16 protein-coding genes are annotated in these 18595 nt (G+C 70.1%); 6 read left to right on the forward strand and 10 right to left on the reverse strand.

Annotation, left to right across the window (positions count from 1 at the left end; all coding sequences use genetic code 11):
• Positions 1-28 precede the first annotated feature (28 nt).
• Together FDA38_RS03860 and FDA38_RS03865 are read left to right on the forward strand one after the other, a co-directional pair.
• Positions 29-3214, forward strand: a complete 3186-nt coding sequence (locus tag FDA38_RS03860) for a LuxR C-terminal-related transcriptional regulator (RefSeq protein ID WP_137252669.1) — start codon at positions 29-31, stop codon at positions 3212-3214.
• Positions 3215-3294: 80 nt separating this feature from the next.
• Positions 3295-3873 (forward strand): dihydrofolate reductase family protein, encoded by a 579-nt coding sequence (locus tag FDA38_RS03865; protein WP_137252670.1) that lies wholly within the window; start codon positions 3295-3297, stop codon positions 3871-3873.
• Here FDA38_RS03865 and FDA38_RS03870 read toward each other — a convergent pair.
• The 9 genes from FDA38_RS03870 to FDA38_RS03910 all read right to left on the reverse strand — a co-directional run bounded on the left by FDA38_RS03870 (position 3870) and on the right by FDA38_RS03910 (position 15243).
• The gene (locus tag FDA38_RS03870; protein ID WP_137252671.1) at positions 3870-5318 is read right to left on the reverse strand and encodes an aminopeptidase P family protein; all 1449 of its coding nucleotides are present in this window, start codon (positions 5316-5318) and stop codon (positions 3870-3872) included. The genes FDA38_RS03865 and FDA38_RS03870 overlap by 4 nt on opposite strands.
• Before the next feature lie 18 nt (positions 5319-5336).
• Positions 5337-5759 (reverse strand): aspartate 1-decarboxylase, encoded by a 423-nt coding sequence (panD, locus tag FDA38_RS03875; RefSeq protein ID WP_137252672.1) that lies wholly within the window; start codon positions 5757-5759, stop codon positions 5337-5339.
• A 51-nt stretch (positions 5760-5810) separates the two neighbouring features.
• On the reverse strand, positions 5811-8027 hold the full coding sequence (locus FDA38_RS03880; protein ID WP_137252673.1) for an MMPL family transporter: 2217 nt from the start codon (positions 8025-8027) through the stop codon (positions 5811-5813).
• A gap of 81 nt (positions 8028-8108) precedes the next feature.
• Positions 8109-8786, reverse strand: coding sequence for a response regulator transcription factor (locus FDA38_RS03885; protein WP_202877548.1), 678 nt, complete (start codon positions 8784-8786; stop codon positions 8109-8111).
• Positions 8692-9957, reverse strand: coding sequence for a sensor histidine kinase (locus tag FDA38_RS03890; protein WP_137252675.1), 1266 nt, complete (start codon positions 9955-9957; stop codon positions 8692-8694). Before FDA38_RS03890 ends, FDA38_RS03885 begins: the two co-directional genes overlap by 95 nt.
• A gap of 76 nt (positions 9958-10033) precedes the next feature.
• Complete coding sequence (locus FDA38_RS03895; protein WP_137252676.1) at positions 10034-11455, reverse strand: FGGY family carbohydrate kinase; 1422 nt, start codon at positions 11453-11455, stop codon at positions 10034-10036.
• A complete protein-coding gene (locus FDA38_RS03900) occupies positions 11442-12839 on the reverse strand; it encodes an alpha,alpha-trehalose-phosphate synthase (UDP-forming) (RefSeq protein ID WP_137254106.1) in 1398 nt (465 codons plus the stop codon). Before FDA38_RS03900 ends, FDA38_RS03895 begins: the two co-directional genes overlap by 14 nt.
• Positions 12840-12847: 8 nt before the next feature.
• Positions 12848-13849 (reverse strand): Gfo/Idh/MocA family protein, encoded by a 1002-nt coding sequence (locus FDA38_RS03905; protein WP_137252677.1) that lies wholly within the window; start codon positions 13847-13849, stop codon positions 12848-12850.
• Positions 13840-15243 (reverse strand): amidase, encoded by a 1404-nt coding sequence (locus FDA38_RS03910; protein ID WP_233714509.1) that lies wholly within the window; start codon positions 15241-15243, stop codon positions 13840-13842. The genes FDA38_RS03905 and FDA38_RS03910 overlap by 10 nt, the downstream gene beginning before the upstream one ends.
• A 148-nt stretch (positions 15244-15391) precedes the next feature.
• Between FDA38_RS03910 and FDA38_RS03915 the strand changes: the two genes are divergently transcribed.
• The 3 genes from FDA38_RS03915 to otsB are packed head-to-tail and all read left to right on the forward strand — an operon-like array spanning position 15392 to position 17159.
• Positions 15392-15700 (forward strand): DUF3263 domain-containing protein, encoded by a 309-nt coding sequence (locus FDA38_RS03915; protein WP_137252679.1) that lies wholly within the window; start codon positions 15392-15394, stop codon positions 15698-15700.
• Positions 15701-15702: 2 nt separating this feature from the next.
• Complete coding sequence (locus FDA38_RS03920) at positions 15703-16329, forward strand: LytR C-terminal domain-containing protein (protein WP_137252680.1); 627 nt, start codon at positions 15703-15705, stop codon at positions 16327-16329.
• Positions 16326-17159: a trehalose-phosphatase gene (gene otsB / locus FDA38_RS03925; RefSeq protein ID WP_137252681.1), complete on the forward strand. Its 834-nt coding sequence runs from the start codon at positions 16326-16328 to the stop codon at positions 17157-17159. The genes FDA38_RS03920 and otsB overlap by 4 nt, the downstream gene beginning before the upstream one ends.
• On the opposite strand, the gene FDA38_RS03930 is transcribed toward otsB, so the two are convergent.
• Complete coding sequence (locus tag FDA38_RS03930) at positions 17125-17592, reverse strand: hypothetical protein (RefSeq protein ID WP_137252682.1); 468 nt, start codon at positions 17590-17592, stop codon at positions 17125-17127. The genes otsB and FDA38_RS03930 overlap by 35 nt on opposite strands.
• Before the next feature lie 47 nt (positions 17593-17639).
• Here FDA38_RS03930 and FDA38_RS03935 point away from each other — a divergent pair, with 47 nt between their 5' ends.
• Positions 17640-18587, forward strand: coding sequence for a DNA-3-methyladenine glycosylase family protein (locus FDA38_RS03935; RefSeq protein WP_233714510.1), 948 nt, complete (start codon positions 17640-17642; stop codon positions 18585-18587).
• The last annotated feature ends 8 nt before the right edge of the window (positions 18588-18595 follow it).

Genomic DNA, 18595 nt, shown 5'->3' on the forward strand with positions numbered 1-18595 from the left:
GGCCCCGCCGATCGGTCATGATGGGCGCGTGAACGAGGTGTCCGCGCGCGAGGCCGAAGTACTGGCGGCGTTGGCCGACCACCGGTCGAACGCGCAGATCGCCCGCGCTCTGCACATCTCGGTCCGCACGGTCGAGAGCCATGTCTCGTCGTTGCTCCGCAAGTACGGCGTCACCGACCGTCGTGAACTCGCCGATCTGGCTGGATCGCATCGCGGTCCGGGGATGAGCGGGCTGCCCGCAGGTCGGACGACCTTCGTCGGGCGGTCCACCGAGGCGACCGCGCTCCGGACAGCGCTCGGGGAGTCTCGCCTGGTGACGGTGCTGGGGCCTGGTGGGATGGGCAAGACGCGGCTGGCGGCGGTTGTTGCGGCTGAGTCGGGGGCCGCGGGTGCGTTTATCGACCTGGTGCCGGTTCGGGACGGGCTGGTGAGTCGGGCGGTGGCGACAGGGCTGGGGCTGACCGAGCGGCCGCCGCAGAGTCTGGAGCAGGTTCTGATCGAGCAGCTGGAGCAAGGCCGGTGGCTGCTCGTGCTCGACAACTGCGAGCACCTGGTCGACGAGGTCGCTGCACTCGCGGAGCAACTGCTCCGGACCTGTCCCGAGGTGACGATTCTCGCGACCAGCCGGGAGCGGCTCGGGGTTCCGGCGGAGGCGACCGTGCTGTTGCCGCCGTTGGACGCCGCCGTCGAGCTGTTCGCGGACCGGGCGCGGGCGGTCGACCCGGCTTTCACTGCATCGGCCGACGAGCTCGCGGAGATCTGCGCGCGGCTGGACGGGATGCCGCTGGCGATCGAGCTCGCCGCGGCCAGGATCGGGTCGCTCGGGGCGGACGGTCTGCAGGCGGCGCTCGACGACAGACTCCGGTTGCTGGCGGGTGGGCGTGGTGTGGATGCCCGGCACCGGTCGCTGGGCGCGGTGATCGGCTGGAGCTACGACCTGCTGGACGACCAGGAGCGGCTGCTGTTCCGGCGCCTCTCCATCTACGTCGGCGGGTTCGACCTGGACGCGGCCAGCGCAACCAGCCCGGAGCTCGGCCGGGGCGAGGTCGCGGACCTGCTCGGCCGGCTGACAGACAAGAGTCTCGCCGTACGCCGGGGGTCCCGCTGGCGGCTGCTCGAGACGATCCGCGAGTTCGCCCGCAACCAACTAACCGAGGCCGAACTAACCACCGCCCAGAACCGCTGCCTCCACTGGGCCGCCACCACCGCCGCCGCCCTGGAAAGCCGGCTCGACACCTCCGACTGGCAACACCCGTACGACGAGGCAGCCCCCGACCTCCGAGCCGCCCTCGCCACCACACCCGCGGTGACCCACCCGACGGCCGCGGCGAGCCACCCAACATCCGCGGCGGCCCACCTGGCGACTGGGGCGAGTGACCCGACGGCTGGGGCGAGTGATCCGGCGGTTGCGGCGACGCACCTGGGGGCTGGGGCGCCGGACCCGTCGGCTGGAGCGACCCACCTGGCGGCTGGGGCGAGTGATCCGGCGGTTGCGGCGACCGACCTGGGGGCTGCGGTGCCGGACCCGGCGGCTGGGGCGAGTGACATGGGCGCTGCGGTGCCGGACGTGACGGCTGGGGCGGCGGACGCGACTGCGCATCGGTTGGCGCGGGCGTTGGGGCATCTTGGGTTTGCTCGGCGGGAGTTTCGTGAGGCGATCGGGTATTACCGGGCGGCGGCCGAGCGTGCGCCTGACGGTGTGGCTGCTGCGCTGGATCTGCGGTCGGCGGCCGATGCCACGCTCGCGGTCTCCGATGCGGAGACCGGCGTCCGGCTGCTACTCGACGCGGCCGACCGTGCAGTTGCTGATGGCAACGTCCGGGCGACGATGCTGGCGCTGGCCGTGATCGCCGCCAACCGGTATCCCACCGGCTCGCTGTACGACCTGTCCAAGGAGCGCAGCCAGGAGCTGCTCCAGCAGGCGGTCGACAGCGCGCGACCTGGCGACTCACAGGTGACCGCATTGCTCGCAACAGCGAAGGCCTGGGAACACGGCGGCCGCCGGATCGGCGCTGACCCGGAGCTCGCACAGGAGGCCGTCGATGCGGCCAGACGGACCGGCGATCCCGTGCTGATCGCGGGCGCGCTCGACGCGCTCACGGTAGCCGCCGGGAACGCAGGACGGCTGCGCGACGCACGCTCGTACGCCGTCGAGCGCATGCAGCTGGTGGGGCCGCTGCCGCGCCACGAGCCGTACGCCGCGGCCGAGATCATCGACGCGTTCCATGTCGCGCCGACCACCGCGACCGCGGTCGGCGATCTCCACGCGGCGCTCGCAGCCGTGGGTGCGCCGGACGATCCGGTCGGTGACCACCCGTACATCTCGCTGCCGCGCCTGATCCGGATCTGCGCGCTGACTGGGCAGTTCGACGTCTGCGTCGAGCAGTCGGACGCTCTCTGGGAACGCTGGCAGGGCGCGGGCGCCCCGCCGATCGAGTGGATGGCGTCTGCCTTGTCCGCGGCCGCGATGGTGCACGGTCTGCGCGACGACGGCTTGTTCGACCTCTGGCAGTCACGTGCCCTGGAGGTCGCCCGCTGCACGGACGTGGAGGACGCCCCCTGGCTCGCCGCCCCCTACACGTTCGCCCAGGCCCGAGTCGCCGTACAGCACGCAGACGTACGGCGCGGGGACGTGCAGCGCGGGGGCCTCCGGCACGGGGACGACGGCCGGGAGGGTGGCGATCACGGGGCGCTGAACCACGACCTGGCGGTCCAGCGTGGGGGTCTCCAGCACGGGGACGTGCAGCGTGGGGACGTGCAGCGTGGGGACGTGCAGCGTGGGGACGTGCAGCGCGGGGACGTGCAGCGTGGGGACGTGCAGCGCGGGGACGTGCAGCGCGGGGACGTGCAGCGCGGGGGCCTTCTGCCGGCCGAGGCCGTCGTGCGGCGGGCGTTTGGGGACTTTTCTGAGCGCTGGTGGGTGCCGTACGCGCGTGCCGCCGCTGCAGAGCTCGCCGTGGTCGCGAACCTGCCCGACGCGGCCGAGTTCCTCGTCGCCACCGCGCCGGAGGCTGTCGAGAACGACTGGGCCGCCGCATGCCTCGCCCGGGCCACGGCGCGGTCCACAGGTGACCTGGACGGGCTCCTCGCAGCAGCCGAGGCCTTCGACCGCATCGGCGCCCACTTCGAGCGCGCTTACACCCTCACCCTCCACCCCGCCCACGCCTCCGAAGCTCGCGCGGAACTCGCGGCGTTCCAGGTGCCCGTTCCGTAGTGGATCCGTAGTCGCCACGGATGTGGCTAGACATCCCGCCAGCAAGGCTTGGGAGCAAGACCACAAGCCTTGGAGGAATCATGGGAAACGTCGCATCAGCTATGTCGATGTCGCTGGACGGGTTCGTCACCGGCCCGAACGTCGGCCGCAAGTACCCGCTCGGCGAGGGCGGCGAGATCCTGCACGACTGGCTCGGGCCGACGGCGACCTCCGCCGACCGGGCGGTCCTGCAGGAGATGGTGGACGGCGCCGGAGCGATCCTGATGGGACGGCGTTCGTACGACATCTGTGTCGGGGAAGGCGGCTGGGGCGACGGCGGACCGGCTGGGGACGTCCCGTGCTTCGTCCTGACCCACGAGCCGCCGGCCGAGGCGCCGAAGGTCTTCACCTTCGTCACCGACGGCATCGAGAGCGCGGTCAAGCAGGCGAAGGCTGTCGCCGGCGACGGTACGGTCGGCGTCCACGGAGCCACCGCGGCGCAGCAAGCGCTGGCCGCGGGGCTCCTCGACGAGATCCACGTTCACCTGGTGCCGGTGTTGCTCGGCAACGGCGTCCGCCTGTTCGACCTGCTCGGCGGGGCGCCGGTCAACCTGAACCGCAACCGCGTGATCGAGGCCGGTAGCGGCGTAACCCACCTGCGCTTCGAGGTGGTCCGCTAGGAAGCCATCCAGTTCTGGAGGCCTTCGACGGTGCGGGGCATGGCGTCCGAGAGGTTTTCGGTGCCGTCGGAGGTGATGAGGACGTCGTCCTCGATCCGGATGCCGATGCCTCGGAGGTCCTCGGGGACGGTGAGGTCGTCGGACTGGAAGTACAGGCCGGGCTCGACGGTGAGGACGTAGCCGGGCTGGACGGTGCCCTGTCGGTAGGTCTCGCTGCGGGCCGCGGAGCAGTCGTGGACGTCGAGGCCGAGCATGTGGCTGACGCCGTGCAGGGTGTAGCGCTGGTACAGGCGGCTCTGCGGGTCGAGGGCCTCCTCGGCGGACACCGGCAGCAGCTCCATCGCGTCCAGGCCGTGCACGATGACCTCCATCGCCGCCTCGTGCCCGGAGCGGAACGCCGCACCCGGCTTGAGCGCTGCGATCCCGGCGTTCTGCGCGTCCAGCACCAGCTGGTACAGGTCACGCTGGCGCGGTGTGAACTCGCCGTTCACAGGCAGCGTGCGGGTGATGTCGGCGGTGTACAGCTGCCGGTTCTCCACGCCCATGTCGAGCAGCATCAGCGTGCCGTCATTCACCGGGCCGTCGTTCTCGATCCAGTGCAGCGTGGTCGCGTGCGGACCGGCCGCGGCGATCGAGGTGTAGCCGACATCGTTGCCCTCGGCCCGTGCCCGGCGCCAGAACGTGCCCTCGATCCAGCGTTCGCCGTACTGCCGGACCTTGTCCATCTCGGCGAGTACGTCGGAGAACCCGCGGTGTGTGATCGCGACCGCGTCCCGCAGCTGCTCGAGCTCGTACGCGTCCTTGACCAGCCGCAGTTCCGACAGCGTCGCGGACAGCTCCCCGTCCTTCAGCTGGTCGATCCGCGCACCGCTCAGCAGCGACGCGATCGACTCGTCCTCGCCCCGGCGTACGCGGGTCGGTACGTCGCCCTTGAGCGCGTCGGCGAGCTGGTCGACGTGGCGCGTCTCGATACCGAACTCCTTCGCGGTCTCGGTCAGCGAAGGACGCCGGCCGGCCCAGAGTTCGCCGTACATCCGGTCGCGCCAGAACTCCTCGCCCTGCGCGCGGTCGGCGCGGGGGCGGAAGTACAGGACCGCGTCGTGGCCGCTGGTGCCGTTCGGCTCCAGGACCAGGACGGCGTCGGAGGTCTGGTTGCCGGTCAGCCACACGTAGTCGGTGTGCGGGCGGAAGACGTAGTCGGTGTCGTTCGAGCGGACCTTGTAGGTGCCGGCCGGGATGACGAGACGCTCGCCCGGGAACGCCTGCGACAACGCGTCCCGCCGCTTCGCCGCCCACACGCCGACATCGCTCAGCGCGAGATCGTGGCGCTCCGAGTCGGCCCATCCCGAGTTCATGAACTCGCGCAGCTTCGGGCTGGGCTCGTTGTCGTGGGAAGCGGTCTTCGGGGCAGCGCTATCGGCTGTGTCAGCGGTGTTCTCGGTCATCGTCGCCCAGTCCTCGTCTCAACGCGGGGTGTGCAGTTGGTCGCCGCGGAGCGTGCCGCTGTCGGGCAGCGCCTCGGCGGGGTCGGAGCCGATGCGAGTGATCGCATTGTGCTCGTCCACGAAGACTACGCTCGGTTCGAAGACCTTCGCCTCGGCGGTGTCGAACATCCCGTAGGCGATCAGGATGACCAGATCACCCGGGTGGATCAGGTGCGCCGCGGCCCCGTTGATCCCCACCACCCCGGACCCGCGCGGCCCCTCGATCAGGTACGTCGAGAGCCGCTGCCCGTTGGTGATGTCGACGATGTCCACCTTCTCGCCCGGCAGCAGATCGGCCGCGTCCATCAGCTCCGCGTCCAGCGTGCACGATCCGACGTAGTCCAGATCGGCCTGTGTCACCGTCGCCCGGTGCACCTTCGACTTCATCATCTCGCGCCACATGGCAGGGAATGATCCAGGCGCTCACGTCCCCTGTCAGTGGCCGCGATCACGTCAACGAGAGACGAGTTCCGGCTCACGTGGACCGGACGCGGGTGGGCGGCGGAGCGAGTCGCCTTCGACGTCGACGTTCGGGAGCAGCCGATCGAGCCAGCGGGGGAGGTACCAGGCGCGCCGCCCGAGCAGCGCCATCACCGCCGGTACGACGGTCATCCGGACCACGAACGCGTCGATCGCGACCGCGAGCGCCAGGCCGAACCCCATCTCCCGGATCAGCGCCTGCCCGGACAGGATGAACCCGGAGAACACCGCGGTCATGATCACCGCCGCCGCCGTCACCACCCGGGCACTGTGCGCGAATCCGTCGACGACTGCGGTCTTTGGCTCGGCGCCGTGGACGTGTTCCTCGCGCATCCGGGTCACCAGGAAGATCTGGTAGTCCATCGCGAGACCGAACACCACTCCGATCAGGAACACTGGCAGCATGCTGATCACCGGCCCGGTCTGCCCACTGACCCCGAAGAGCCCGGCCAGCCAGCCCCACTGGAACACCGCGACCACCGCACCGAACGTCGCCGCCACGCTCAGCAGAAACCCGAGCGTCGCCTTCAGCGGCACCAGCACCGACCGGAACACCAGCATCAGCAGCAGGTACGCCAGTCCGACGATCAGTGTCAGGTACGGCGCCAGCGCGCCGCCGAGCTTGTCCGAGATGTCGATGCTGATCGCGGTCGCGCCGGTCACCGCGACCTCGGCGCCGCCGGATGCGGGCATCGCGCGGATTGCCTTGACCAGGTCGTTCGTCTGCGTCGTACTCGGACCGCTCTTCGGGATCACCGTCAGCAAGGCGGTGTTTCCGGCGGGGTTGAAGCGGGGCGGGCTGACCATGGTGACGTCCGGGAGCGCGCGGATCGCGGTGGCGGTGCTGGTGGCGGCTGCTTGGGGATCGGGTGCAGAGCCGGCGTCGACGACGACCATGAGCGGGCCGTTGAAGCCGGGGCCGAAGCCGTCGGAGAGCAGGTCGTAGGCCTTGCGCTGAGTGGAGGCCGGCGCGGCGGTGCTGTCGTCGGGCAGTCCGAGCCGCAGGTCGGTCGCGGGGATCGCGAGTACGCCGAGGCCGACCACCGCGACCAGCAGGACAGCCAACGGCCGCCGGGTGACGAAGCCCGCCCACCGCCGACCGAGCGTGACCCGCCCGCGAGCGGGCTGCTCTTGCGCGGCGGGACCGGAGGCGGTGCCGCGGCGGCGCAGGCGGGAGGTGAGGTGGGGACGGCCCTCACCTACGCGGCGGCCGGCGAAGCCGAGGAGGGCGGGGAGGAGGGTGAGGGCGATGGCTACTGCGATGACGACGGTGAAGGCTGCGGCGAGGCCCATCTGGGTGAGGAACGGGATGTCGACCACGAACAGACCGGCCAGCGCGATCACCACGGTCAGCCCCGCGAACACGACCGCGGACCCGGCCGTGCCGACCGCTCGTCCGGCCGCCTCCTCGGGCTCGAGCCCCGCGCTCAGCTCGTGCCGGTACCGCGACATGATGAAGAGCGCGTAGTCGATCGACACCGCGAGCCCGATCATCAGCGCGAGGATCGGCGTACCGCTCCCGATGTCGATGAACCCGCTCAGCGCCGAGATCGCAGTCGCGCCGATGCCGACGCCGATGATTGCCGACAGCAACGGTAGACCCGCCGCGATCAGCGAGCCGAACGTGATCAGCAGCACGACAGCTGCCACGCCGATGCCGATCACCTCGGTCAGTTGCTGGCCGTCCTGCGGTTGCAGCGCATCGCCGCCGTACTCGACGGTCAGACCGGATGACCGCGCCGGTTCGATGGCAGCATCCACCGCGTCCTTGGCCTCCGGCGTGACGTCGGCGGCGGGTACGTCGTACGTCACCTGCGCGTAGCCGGTGCGGCCGTCCGGGGAGATTGCCTTAGCGGTGAACGGATCGAGGACGCGGGCGACCTGCGGTGCGGTCGCGATCCGGTCCAGGGTCTGCTGAACCTGTGGGGTGTCGGTGAGCTTCTGGCCGACGGGCGCCTGGAAGACGATTCGCGCGGTCGCGGCGTCGGCGCCGGCCTGCGGGAAGCGTTCGTTGAGCAGGTCCGCGGCCCGCTGCGACTCGGTGCCGGGGATCGAGAAGCCGTTGGCGGTCGGGCCGGATAGCGTCACCGCGCCGGCGATCCCGGCCGCGAGCAGGCCGAGCCAGATCAGTACGACGAACCGTCGCCCGCGGAAGGCGAGTCGGCCGAGCCGGTAGAGATTCGTAGCCATGCCGCCGATGCTTCCGGCGGGGCCCCGTCGCTCGCGTCTGCCGACTGCGGGCTCCTGGCGGTACTGCGTTCGCCGTACGAGCTACTGCGCTTGCGGTACGCCGGGGCGGACCAGTCCGGTCTGGTACGCGAGGACGACGAGCTGGGCGCGGTCGCGGCAGTCGAGCTTCATCATCGCGCGGTTGACGTGGGTCTTCGCCGTCGACGGGGACAGGACGAGGCGTTCGGCAATCTCGTCGTTGGACAGGCCGAGGGCGACCAGGCCGACGATCTCGCGTTCGCGCTCGGTGAGTACGTCGAGGACCGTCGGGCCGAGCGGGTTGCCGGGGGTGGGCTCGGCGAGGAAGCGGTTGATGAGGCCGCGGACCGCCTTGGGGGAGAGCAGGGCGTCGCCGCGGGCGACCACGCGGATGGCGTCGATGAGTTCGGCCGGCTCCACGCTCTTGCCGAGGAAGCCGCTGGCGCCGGCGCGGATCGCTTCGAACACGTACTCGTCCACCTCGAACGTGGTCAGGATCAGCACCTTCACGCCGGCCAGCGCCTCGTCCGCGGTGATCATCCGGGTCGCCGCGAGACCGTCCAGCTCGGGCATCCGGATGTCCATCAAGACCACGTCGGCCCGCTCGGACCGCGCGAGCTCGACCGCCTCCCGCCCGTTCGACGCCTCAGCGACGACCTGCAGATCCGGCACTGAACTCACCAGCACCCGAAACCCACTCCGGATCAACGTCTGATCGTCCGCCAGCAACACCCGAATCATCACCCACACCTCCCGTCCCCGTCGGCAGCACAGCACACACGCCAAACCCACCACCCGGCTCAGGCCCCACGACCAAGCTCCCGCCCACAGCCGCAACCCGCTCCCGCATCCCCACCAACCCGTGCCCACTGACCTCTCCTGTGCTTGCACCCTGGGTGGGTGCCGGGTTGTGGACGGAGACCGTGAGGGCACCGGCGGTCTGCGTGAGGCGTACTTGGGCGGGGGCGCCCGGGGCGTGTTTCAGGATGTTGGTGAGGGACTCCTGGATCACGCGGTAGGCGGTGAGTTCCAGGACGTCTGGCAACGGTTCGAGGGGGTCGGGTGCGTGATAGTCGACCTGGACTCCGGCGGCTGTGAAGGACCGGATGAGGGCGTCGAGTTCGTGCAGGGACGGGGTCGGCGCGGTCGGAAGGGGAGAGCCGGAGCGGCGTAGTACGCCTAGGAGGACGGTGAGCTCCTGCAGCACCGTGCGGCCGCCGGAGCGGACCAAGGCGAGGGCGTGCTCGGCCTCGTCGGGTTGGGAGCGCAGTACGTGGGCAGCCACGCCGGCCTGCACGTTCATCAGCGCGATGTGGTGCGCGATGACGTCATGGAGCTCGTGGGCGATCCGGAGACGTTCTTCGATCACCCGACGCTGCGCCTCTTCGTCGCGTGACCGCTCAGCCCGCAGCGCCCGCTCCTCAAGCTCCTGCACGTACGCGCGCCGGTACCGCGTCGCCTCCCCGATCGCGGCGCCGAACAGCACCACCACGCCGTTGAAGAGGTTCGCGAGCAGCTCGCCGTTCGTGAAGACAGCCGCCGCGACCAGCGTCACCGCGACCACGGTGATGATCGACGTACCCCGAGTGCGGTGGTCCGTTCGCAGCACCACCATGTACGCCGCGCACGCCATGAACAGCCCGATCGGACTCTTCGCCTGCTGGGTGATCGCGTAGCAGACCCCAGCGGCCGTGGTCAGCCCGAGCGCGACCAACGGCGCCCTCCGCCGAAACACCATGCCGACAGCAGCCGCCGTACACAGCACGACTCCGGACACAGTCGCAGCGACCTGCCCCGGATGACGCTGACCCAGCAGCACCAGGTTGAGCGCGAGGATGACCCCGGCAAGCAGGCAGTCCGCGGCGACCGGGGGTATCCCCAGGTCCCGGCACCACCGCGACACCACGCCCATGCTCTTCACAGTACGTGCCGCCCAAGCCCCGAACGTCGTCCTGCAGCAGTATCCAGGCCGTACCGCGAACGCAGTATCAGGCCTGCAACTCGGACGCCTGTGCGGCGAGCTCCCGCAGCGCCGCGTACCGCGGGCGCATGGCCGAGACCCTCTCGACCTCCGCCTCAACCGGCGTCAGATGCTCGCCACCCGGCAACGGAGACAGCCCGAGCGCGACGGCTGCAGCCCCACGCGCACCCACCTCAGCCTCCGCGCACACAGTCGTCGGCCGGGCGAACGTCGCAGTCAGACACCGCCGCCACCACTCAGACGCGTCGATACCGCCACCACCCAGCACGACGTCCAACTGGCTTCCGAAGAGCGAGTCGAGCATGCGCAGCCCGCGGTCGACCTCCAGCGAGGCGCCCTGCAACGACGCGGCCAGCAGGTCCGCCGCAGTGTCATCGAACGACAGCCCGAAGAACACCCCGGACCCGCTCGGCACCGTCGCCGGCGGCCTGGTGCCGGCCATGAACGGGATCGCGATCGCCCGTGACGCCCCGACCTCCACACCCGCCAGCTCATCGGGCTCCAGCCGCAGTACGCCGGTCAGCCACGCATGCAGGTTCCCGGCCGCAGAGAACGCCATGCCGGTCACCGCGCGCTTGTCATCGACCCGGTACCGCCACAGCTCCCACGGCAGCTCAGGCGCGTCATCGATCGGATGCACCACGCGTACGGCGGCCGACGTCCCCACCGTCACAGCAGCAGTCCCCGCGTCGTACCCGCCCGTCCCGACGTTCGACGCCGCCCCGTCACCCGTCGGCGGATGCACAGGTACGCCGACCAGCCCCGGCCAGCGGCGTGAATACTCGGCGGACAACGACCCGGTCCACCCGGTCGGCACGATCGACGGCAACCGGTCCGCGCGTACGCCGGCGATGTCGAGCGCCTCGTCGTCGTACGAGCCCGTGGCCAGGTCGAGCGTCCCGGTGCCGGATGCGATCGACACCGACGTCACCCGCTCGCCGGTCAACCGCTCGAGCACGAGGTCAGGCAACCCGGCGAAGGATGCCGGGGAGGCCGTCGACAGCAGCCACGGGATCCGGCGGGTCCAGTACAGCCGGTGCAGCCAGGTGCCGGTGCGCGCGTGGAAGGCGCGTTCGTCGATCGATGGGTCGAGGTCGATCGAGCGGGTGTCGGCCCAGGTGATCACCGGCGTCAGTGCGCCGCCGTGGTTGTCGAGGGCAACGATCGAGTGCCACTGCGAGGACAGCACGATCGCGCCGATGTGCTCGAGATGACCGTTCTGCTGGAGCTCGTCCAGGCAGCCGAGCAAACCCTCGACGTACTCGTGCAGGTCGAGCGTCGCGGAGCCGTCCGAGCCGTACGTCGGCGCGATCTTGTGCCGCGCCAGTGCACCGGGGATCGGCGACGCGTCGTCGTCGGACAACACCAGTGCGCGCGCCGACGACGTACCGAGATCGAGTGCGAGGACCCGACCGTCAGTCTTCGTCATGGAGGGCCTTGAGGAAGTTCTGGGCCCAGACGTTCACGTCGTGCGCGGCCAGGTGCTTGCGCATCGCCTTCATCCGGCGGCCGAGCTGGCGGTCGTCGGTGTTCATCGCGTCGACGATCGTGTCCTTCATGCCGTTGATGTCGTGCGGGTTCACGAGGAAAGCTTGCCGGAACTCGTCCGCCGCGCCGGCGAACTCGCTCAGCACCAGCGCGCCGGTGTCGTCGTACCGCGTCGACACGTACTCCTTCGCGACCAGGTTCATGCCGTCGCGCAACGGGGTCACGACGGCGACGTCCGCGGCCCGGAACAGCGCGGCCATCTCGGTCCGCGAGTACGACGTGTGCAGGTAGTTGATCGCCGGCGTACCGATCCGGCCGTGCTCGCCGTTGATCCGGCCGACCAGCAGCTCGATCTCGTCACGCAGGACGCGGTACTGCTCGACCCGCTCGCGTGACGGCGTCGCCACCTGGATGAACACCGCGTCGTCGACCGAGATCCGCTTCTCGTCCAGCAGCTCACCGAACGCGCGCAACCGTTGCCGGATGCCCTTGGTGTAGTCGAGCCGGTCGACGCCGAGCAGGATGTGGGTCGGGTTGCCGACCTCCTGCCGCATCTCGGCCGCACGGGCCGTGGTCTCCGGTTGCCGGGCCAGGTTCTCCAGCTCGTTGACGTCGATCGAGATCGGGAAGGCCTTGGCCCGGACGATCCGGTCGTCCGGCAGGTGGATGCGGTCGCCGCGGGTGCGCAGCCCCATCCGGTTGCGGGCCAGCCGGGCGAAGTTCGACGCAGCACCAGGTCTTTGGAAACCGACCAGGTCCGCGCCCATCAGCCCGTCCAGGATCTGCCGTCGCCACGGCATCTGCGCGAACAGCTCGGTCGGCGGGAACGGGATGTGCAGGAAGAACCCGATCCGTACGTCGGGACGCAGCCGGCGCAGCATCGCCGGGACAAGCTGCAGCTGGTAGTCGTGCACCCACACGTCGGCGTTGTCGTCGGCGGCGTCCGCGGCGGCCTCGGCGAAGCGCCGGTTCACCGCGACGTACGACTCCCACCACTCGCGGTGGAACTCCGGCGCCACGATCACGTCGTGGTACAGCGGCCAGAGTGTCGCGTTGGAGAAGCCCTCGTAGTACAGCTGCACGTCCTCGGCCGTCAGCATCACCGGGACCAGATGCATGCCGTCGTTGTCGAACGGGTCGACCTTCTCGTCCGGGCTGCCGGTCCAGCCGATCCAGGCGCCGTGGTGGCTCTGCATCACCGGTGCGAGCGCGGTGACCAGTCCGCCTGGACTGCGGCGCCACGCCGTACTGCCGTCGGGCATCTCGATCCGGTCGACCGGCAGCCGGTTGGCCACCACTACGAAGGAACTCCTACCGTTCGGCATCTTCAGCGTCATCCACTCAGGTCGTCGTCGTCACCGGGGTAACGGACCCCGATCTGGCTCCGGGTCTCGTCGAGCAGGTCGAGAATCTCGAGGGTGGCGGCATGAGGTAACGCCGGTACTTCGAGCGCCCCCGCACGCAGCGCATCGATCACTGCGCCTGCCTCATAGTGGTACCCACGTCCATGCGTCGGTACGTCGATCCGCTCCGCTCCGGCAGCGGTCGTGCGCACGTAGTACTCGGGGTGGTGGAAGCGGTGCGGCAACTGCAGACTGCCCTCCGGACCGCTGATCGAGGCGACCCACGGGTTCTGCGAGCGCAGACCACAGGTGAGCGCGGCGACCGCGCCCGAGTCGTACCGCCAGGCCATGGCGACGTTCAGGTCGACGCCGTCCTCGTTGAGCGAGCCGACAGCCTTCAGCTCGGCCGGACGGCCCAGGGCCATGTAGGCGAACGTCATCGGGTAGATGCCGCCGTCCATCAGCGAGCCGCCGCCGAGGGCCGGGTCGAGCAGCCGTGACGGCAGCGAGTCTTTGTAGAACGCGAAGTCCGCAACGACCTGCTGCGGTTCGCCGATCACGCCACTCGCCAGATCGTTGAAGACCGCCTGGATGACGGGGTTGGTCCGCATCCACATCGCCTCGGCGAAGAGCGTCTTGTGCTCGGTCGCGACCGCGATGAGGTCCCGGGCCTGCTTCGCCGTCAGGGTGACGGGCTTCTCGCACAGTACGGCGACGCTGGCCTGCAACGCGGTCCGCGCGATCGCGTAGTGCTGCGGATGCGGCGTACCGATGTAGATGACGTCGACGTCACCCGAATCGATCAGCTTGCGGTAGTCGTCGTACGCGTTCGGGATGCCGAACTCGGCCGCGAACCGGTCCGCGCTGTCCTGCGACCTGGACGCGACCGCGGTGGCGACGGCGTCATCGGGCAGTAGCCCCAGATCCTGCGTGAACTGGGTCGAGATGTTGCCAGTAGCAACGATGCCCCATCTGACGCGATCTATACCCACTGGGTTAACTCCGGGGTCGGGAACGGTCCGTCTGCAGCGATTCTCGCGGTTTCGAACGCGTGAGCCAAGCGAATGAGCGTGACCTCACTCCGCGCCGTACCGCTGAACGTGATCCCGACCGGCAGTCCGGACACCATCCCGGACGGCATCGAGAGCAGCGGATAGCCGGCCAGCGCGGCGTGTGAGGACGAGCCGCCGAGGACGTGGTCGCCGTTCACCAGGTCGATCGCCCAGGCCGGTGAGTACGACGGACTGACCAGCGCGTCGAGCTGGTTGTCGCGGAGCAGGTCGTCGATGCCGTCCCGCCCGGCGCGGAGCGCGGTCAGGCGTGCGGCGACGTACACCGGGGAGCTGAGGCCCTCCGTGGTGGCTGCCCGCTCGAACAGCTCCTGCCCGAACCACTGCAGCTCTACGTCCGCATGTTCCTTGTTGAAAGCAATCAGGTCGTCCAGCGTGCGCGGACCGCCGGGGACCCGGGTGGCCAGGTACGCCGCCAGGTCGACCTTCAGCTCGTGCGCCAGCACCTGCAACTGGTCCTCGTCGCCACCTGGCGTCGGCAGGGACAGGTGGTCGACCAGCGTCGCCCCGCAGCTGCTGAGGATCTCCAGCGCGTGTTCGGTGACCTCGTCCAGCCCGGTCGAGTAGCCCCAGAGCGGTCCACGCGGTACGCCGATGCGCACATTGCTGAGGTCCGTGCCTCGGCAGTGCTCGGTGTAGTCGACCTGGCTGCCAGTGAGGACCGAGAGCAGCGCGGCGGCCTGGGTGACGGTCCTGGTCATCGGACCGGCGGTGTCCTGGGAGTGCGAGATCGGGACGATGCCCTGCTGCGGGATCAGCCCGACGGTGGGTTTCAGACCGACGATGCCGTTCAGTGCGGCCGGGCAGACGATCGAGCCGTTGGTCTCGGTGCCGATCGCGTACTCCGCCAGTCCGGCGGCGACTGCTGCGCCGGATCCGCTTGAGGAGCCGCCCGCGGAGCGGTTCAGGGCGTACGGGTTGCGCGTGAGACCGCCGTACGCGCTCCAGCCGGAGGAGGAGGCCGAGCCGCGGAAGTTGGCCCACTCGCTCAGATTGGTCTTGCCGAGGATCACGCAGCCCGCGTCGCGGAGCCGGCGTACCAGCGGGGCGTCGTCGGGCGGCGGTGGCTGGTCGGCCAGCGCCAGCGAACCGGCCGTCGTCGGCAGGTCGGCGGTGTCGATGTTGTCCTTGACCAGGACCGGTACGCCGTGCAGCGGGCCGCGCACGCGCCCGTTGTCACGCTCGGTGTCGAGACGGGCGGCTTCGGTGAGAGCGGCGGGGTTGGGCGTGCAGATGGCGTTGACCAGCGGATCCACCTCACGGATCCGCGCCTGCAGCTCCTCCACCAGCGCCACGCTGGAAAGAGTTGAGCTCACGCGAATGATCCTGCCAGAGTTGGTGACGCCCGGCCGTCCGCCGACGACACGCTCCGTGTCGTGTCACGGGTGAATGACATCGCTGTTGTTCAACACGTACAGTGGAGCGCGGACGGACGATCACCGACCGCACAGGAGTCAGCAGCAGATGGACAGCGCCAACGCCAGCTCATCCGGCCCCGCCGAAGCTGCGCCGCCGGCCATTGCCGGACTCTCCGAGAGGGACGGGCAGATCCTCGCCTTCGAGCGCCACTGGTGGAAGTACGCCGGCGCGAAGGAGCAGGCGATCCGGGACCAGTTCCAGATGTCGGCGACCCGGTACTACCAGGTCCTCAACGCGCTCATCGACCGGCCCGAGGCCCTCGCGCACGACCCGCTGCTGGTCAAGCGCCTGCGCCGCCTCCGCGCCGCCCGCCAGCGCGCCCGCTCCGCACGCCGACTGGGCATCGAGGTCTGACCATGTCCCGCCCACGTGGCGACCGGGGGCAAGTCTTGTCCTCACTCGTCGCCGTGGCCGCGGTCGTCGCGATCGTGGCCGGTCTGCTGGTGCTGTTCGGGACCCGGGGGCACGACAGCAAGGCCGACGAGCCGTCCGGCGCTGCGTCCAAGCCGAGCAGCAAGCCGTCGCCCAAGCCTTCCTCCGGGCCGTCGACGATCGCCGCCAGCATCCCGAGGCCGTCGACGGAGACCACGACGCCGCCGGAGGTCACGCCGTCCAAGGTGCCGACGAGCGCACCCTCGTCGACCGAGCCTCCTGTTGAGCCGACGTCTCAGCCGCCCAAGACCCAGCCGGTGACGATTCCGGTCGAGGAGCGGCCGGCGATCGAGGTTTACAACAACACCCCGCGCAAGGGTCTGGCCGACGAGGTCGCGGGCCGTGCGCGGCAGGCGGGCTGGACAGTGGCCGGCTCGCCCGACAACTGGCACGGCAAGATCGCCGAGAGCACGGTCTACTACCCGCCGGGCATGCTCGAGGCCGCGAACCAGCTCGCGCACGACATCGGCGTCGGCCGGAGCAAGGGCGCGCTGGACAACATGAAGAAGGATCGCCTGACCGTGATCCTCACCTCGGACTACGCCGGATGAGTACTCCGGTCATCCAGACCGACGCCGGGCTTGCAGGCTGGGCAGCCATCGTCGCCGATCCGGCCACCGCGGTGATCGCGTCGGACTTCGACGGTGTGCTCTCTCCGCTCGTCGAGGACCCCGCACTGTCCCGGCCGGCCGAGGGTGCACTGGATGCGCTGGCCCGGCTGGCCCGCTCGGTCGTCCAGGTAGCGATCGTGACCGGCCGCCCCGCTTTGGTGGCGACCGAGCTCTCTGGCGTGAGTGCTCACCCCGGACTCGGCGAGCTCGTTGTGCTCGGCCACTACGGGCTGGAGCGGTGGGACGCCGCGACCGGGAAGGTCACCACCGAGCCTGTGCCGGCAGGGGTCGCGACGGCTCGCGGCCGGTTGCCGGAGCTGCTGACCGAGGCCGGCGTACCGGATGCGTTCGTGGAGGACAAGGAAAGCTCGCTGGCTGTGCACACGCGCCGGCTGGACGATCCGACCGGGGCTTTCGAGCTCCTGCGCGGGCCGATGACCGCGCTGGCCGAGGAGACCGAGCTGCGGCTGGAGCCCGGCAACCTCGTCCTTGAACTGCGACCGCCCGGCATCGACAAGGGCGTCGCGATCCGCAGCCTGATCGAGTCGACTGGCGCGCGCTCGATCCTGTACGCCGGGGACGACCTGGGCGATCTCGCCGCGTTCCGCGCGATCTCGGAAGAGCGCGAGCACGGGCTGAGCGCAGTACTGCTGGCGACGCGGTCGTCGAACGCGACCGAGCTGATCGAGGCCGCGGACATCGTCGTCGACGACCCGAGCGGCGTGGTGACCGTTCTCACGGCCCTTTCGGACGCGATCTCAGCACGCTGAACGCCTGCGTCACGGTCTTCCCGAGCGGCTGGATCGGCCGTTCGACGTACCCGCCCTCCTTCAGGTTGGCGAGCCGCTCGAACGGGTTCCGCGACGCCGGATCACCGGTCAGCAGGAACGAGATCACCACGCCCACGACGTACAACGGCAGCATCGGCAACCCGATCAGGCAGAAGTACTGCCAGGAGTGCCGCTCCTCGTGCCGCACCAGCGCCGCGTCGTCGAAGTACGAGCGGTTGTGCTTGCTGAGGACGACGTTCCCGATCGTGAACGCACCGGCGACGGGGAAGCCGAGCTTGTAGCCGTTGGCGAAGTACAGGCCGCGCGGGCCGCGGGTGAACTTCGCCCGCCCCAGGACGCCGACGAAGGCGCCGGCCAGCGTGGACAGATTGAGGAAGTTCCCCACCACCTTGACCCACTGCCAGGCCGTCATGTCGCCCAGTATGGGGTTCTGTCGGTGGGGTGGGTAAGACTTGGCGGGTGAGTTCGGTGGTGCGGGTCTGGCGAGCGGGGCGCGTGGTGGATCCGCATTCGGTGATCGGGGGGTTGCGGAAGGGGCCGGGCGATCCGGCGTACGTGTTCGATCCGATGCGGCGGACGGTGTGGCGGGCCACCCGGACGCCGGAGGGGCCGGTGCTGCTGCGGCTGACGCCGTACGGGTCGGAGGTCGAGGCCGAGGCGTGGGGAGCCGGGGCTTCGTGGGCGCTCGACGGGGTGCCGGAGTTGTTGGGGGACAAGGACAGCTGGGACGGGTTCGAGCCGCTGCCGGAGCATCCTGCGCTGGTGGATGCGGCGCGGCGATTCCCGGATGTGCGGGTGCCGCGGACGCGGGCCGTGTTCGAGGCGATGGCGGCCGCGGGGATCGAGCAGGTCGTCACCGGCAAGGAGGCGTTCCGCGGGTGGCGGGTGCTGCTGCGTGAGTACGGCGAACGCGCGCCGGGTCCGGGTGGTCCAGAAGGACGGATGCTGTTCGTGCCGCCGGCGCCGGAGGACTGGCGGCTGATCCCGTCGTGGCAGTGGTTGCGCGCGGGCGTCGAAGGCCGACGTTCGAGGGTGGTGTTGACGGCGGCGACCCGGGCCAAGGCGCTGGAACGAACGCTCGACCTGACCGACTCGGCCGAGATCGAGCGGCGGCTGCGGTCGCTCCCGGGCGTCGGGGTGTGGACGGCGGCGGAGGTGCGTCAGCGGGCGCATGGTGACGCGGATGCGTTCTCGTTCGCGGACTATCACGTATCGCGCGACGTTTCGTACGCGCTGATCGGCGAGGAGCTGGACGACGACGGCTGCGCCGAGCTGATCGAGCCGTACCGCGGCCACCGGTTCCGAGTCCAACGGTTGCTGGAGATGGCCGGGATCCGTCATCCGCGCTACGGCCCACGCAAGGCGCTGCCGACCCACACGCCCGGCGCGACGCATCGGCTGCGTTAGCCCGGGCA

This window comes from Kribbella jiaozuonensis (assembly GCF_005233875.1).
GTDB classification, from domain to species: Bacteria; Actinomycetota; Actinomycetes; order Propionibacteriales; family Kribbellaceae; genus Kribbella; species Kribbella jiaozuonensis.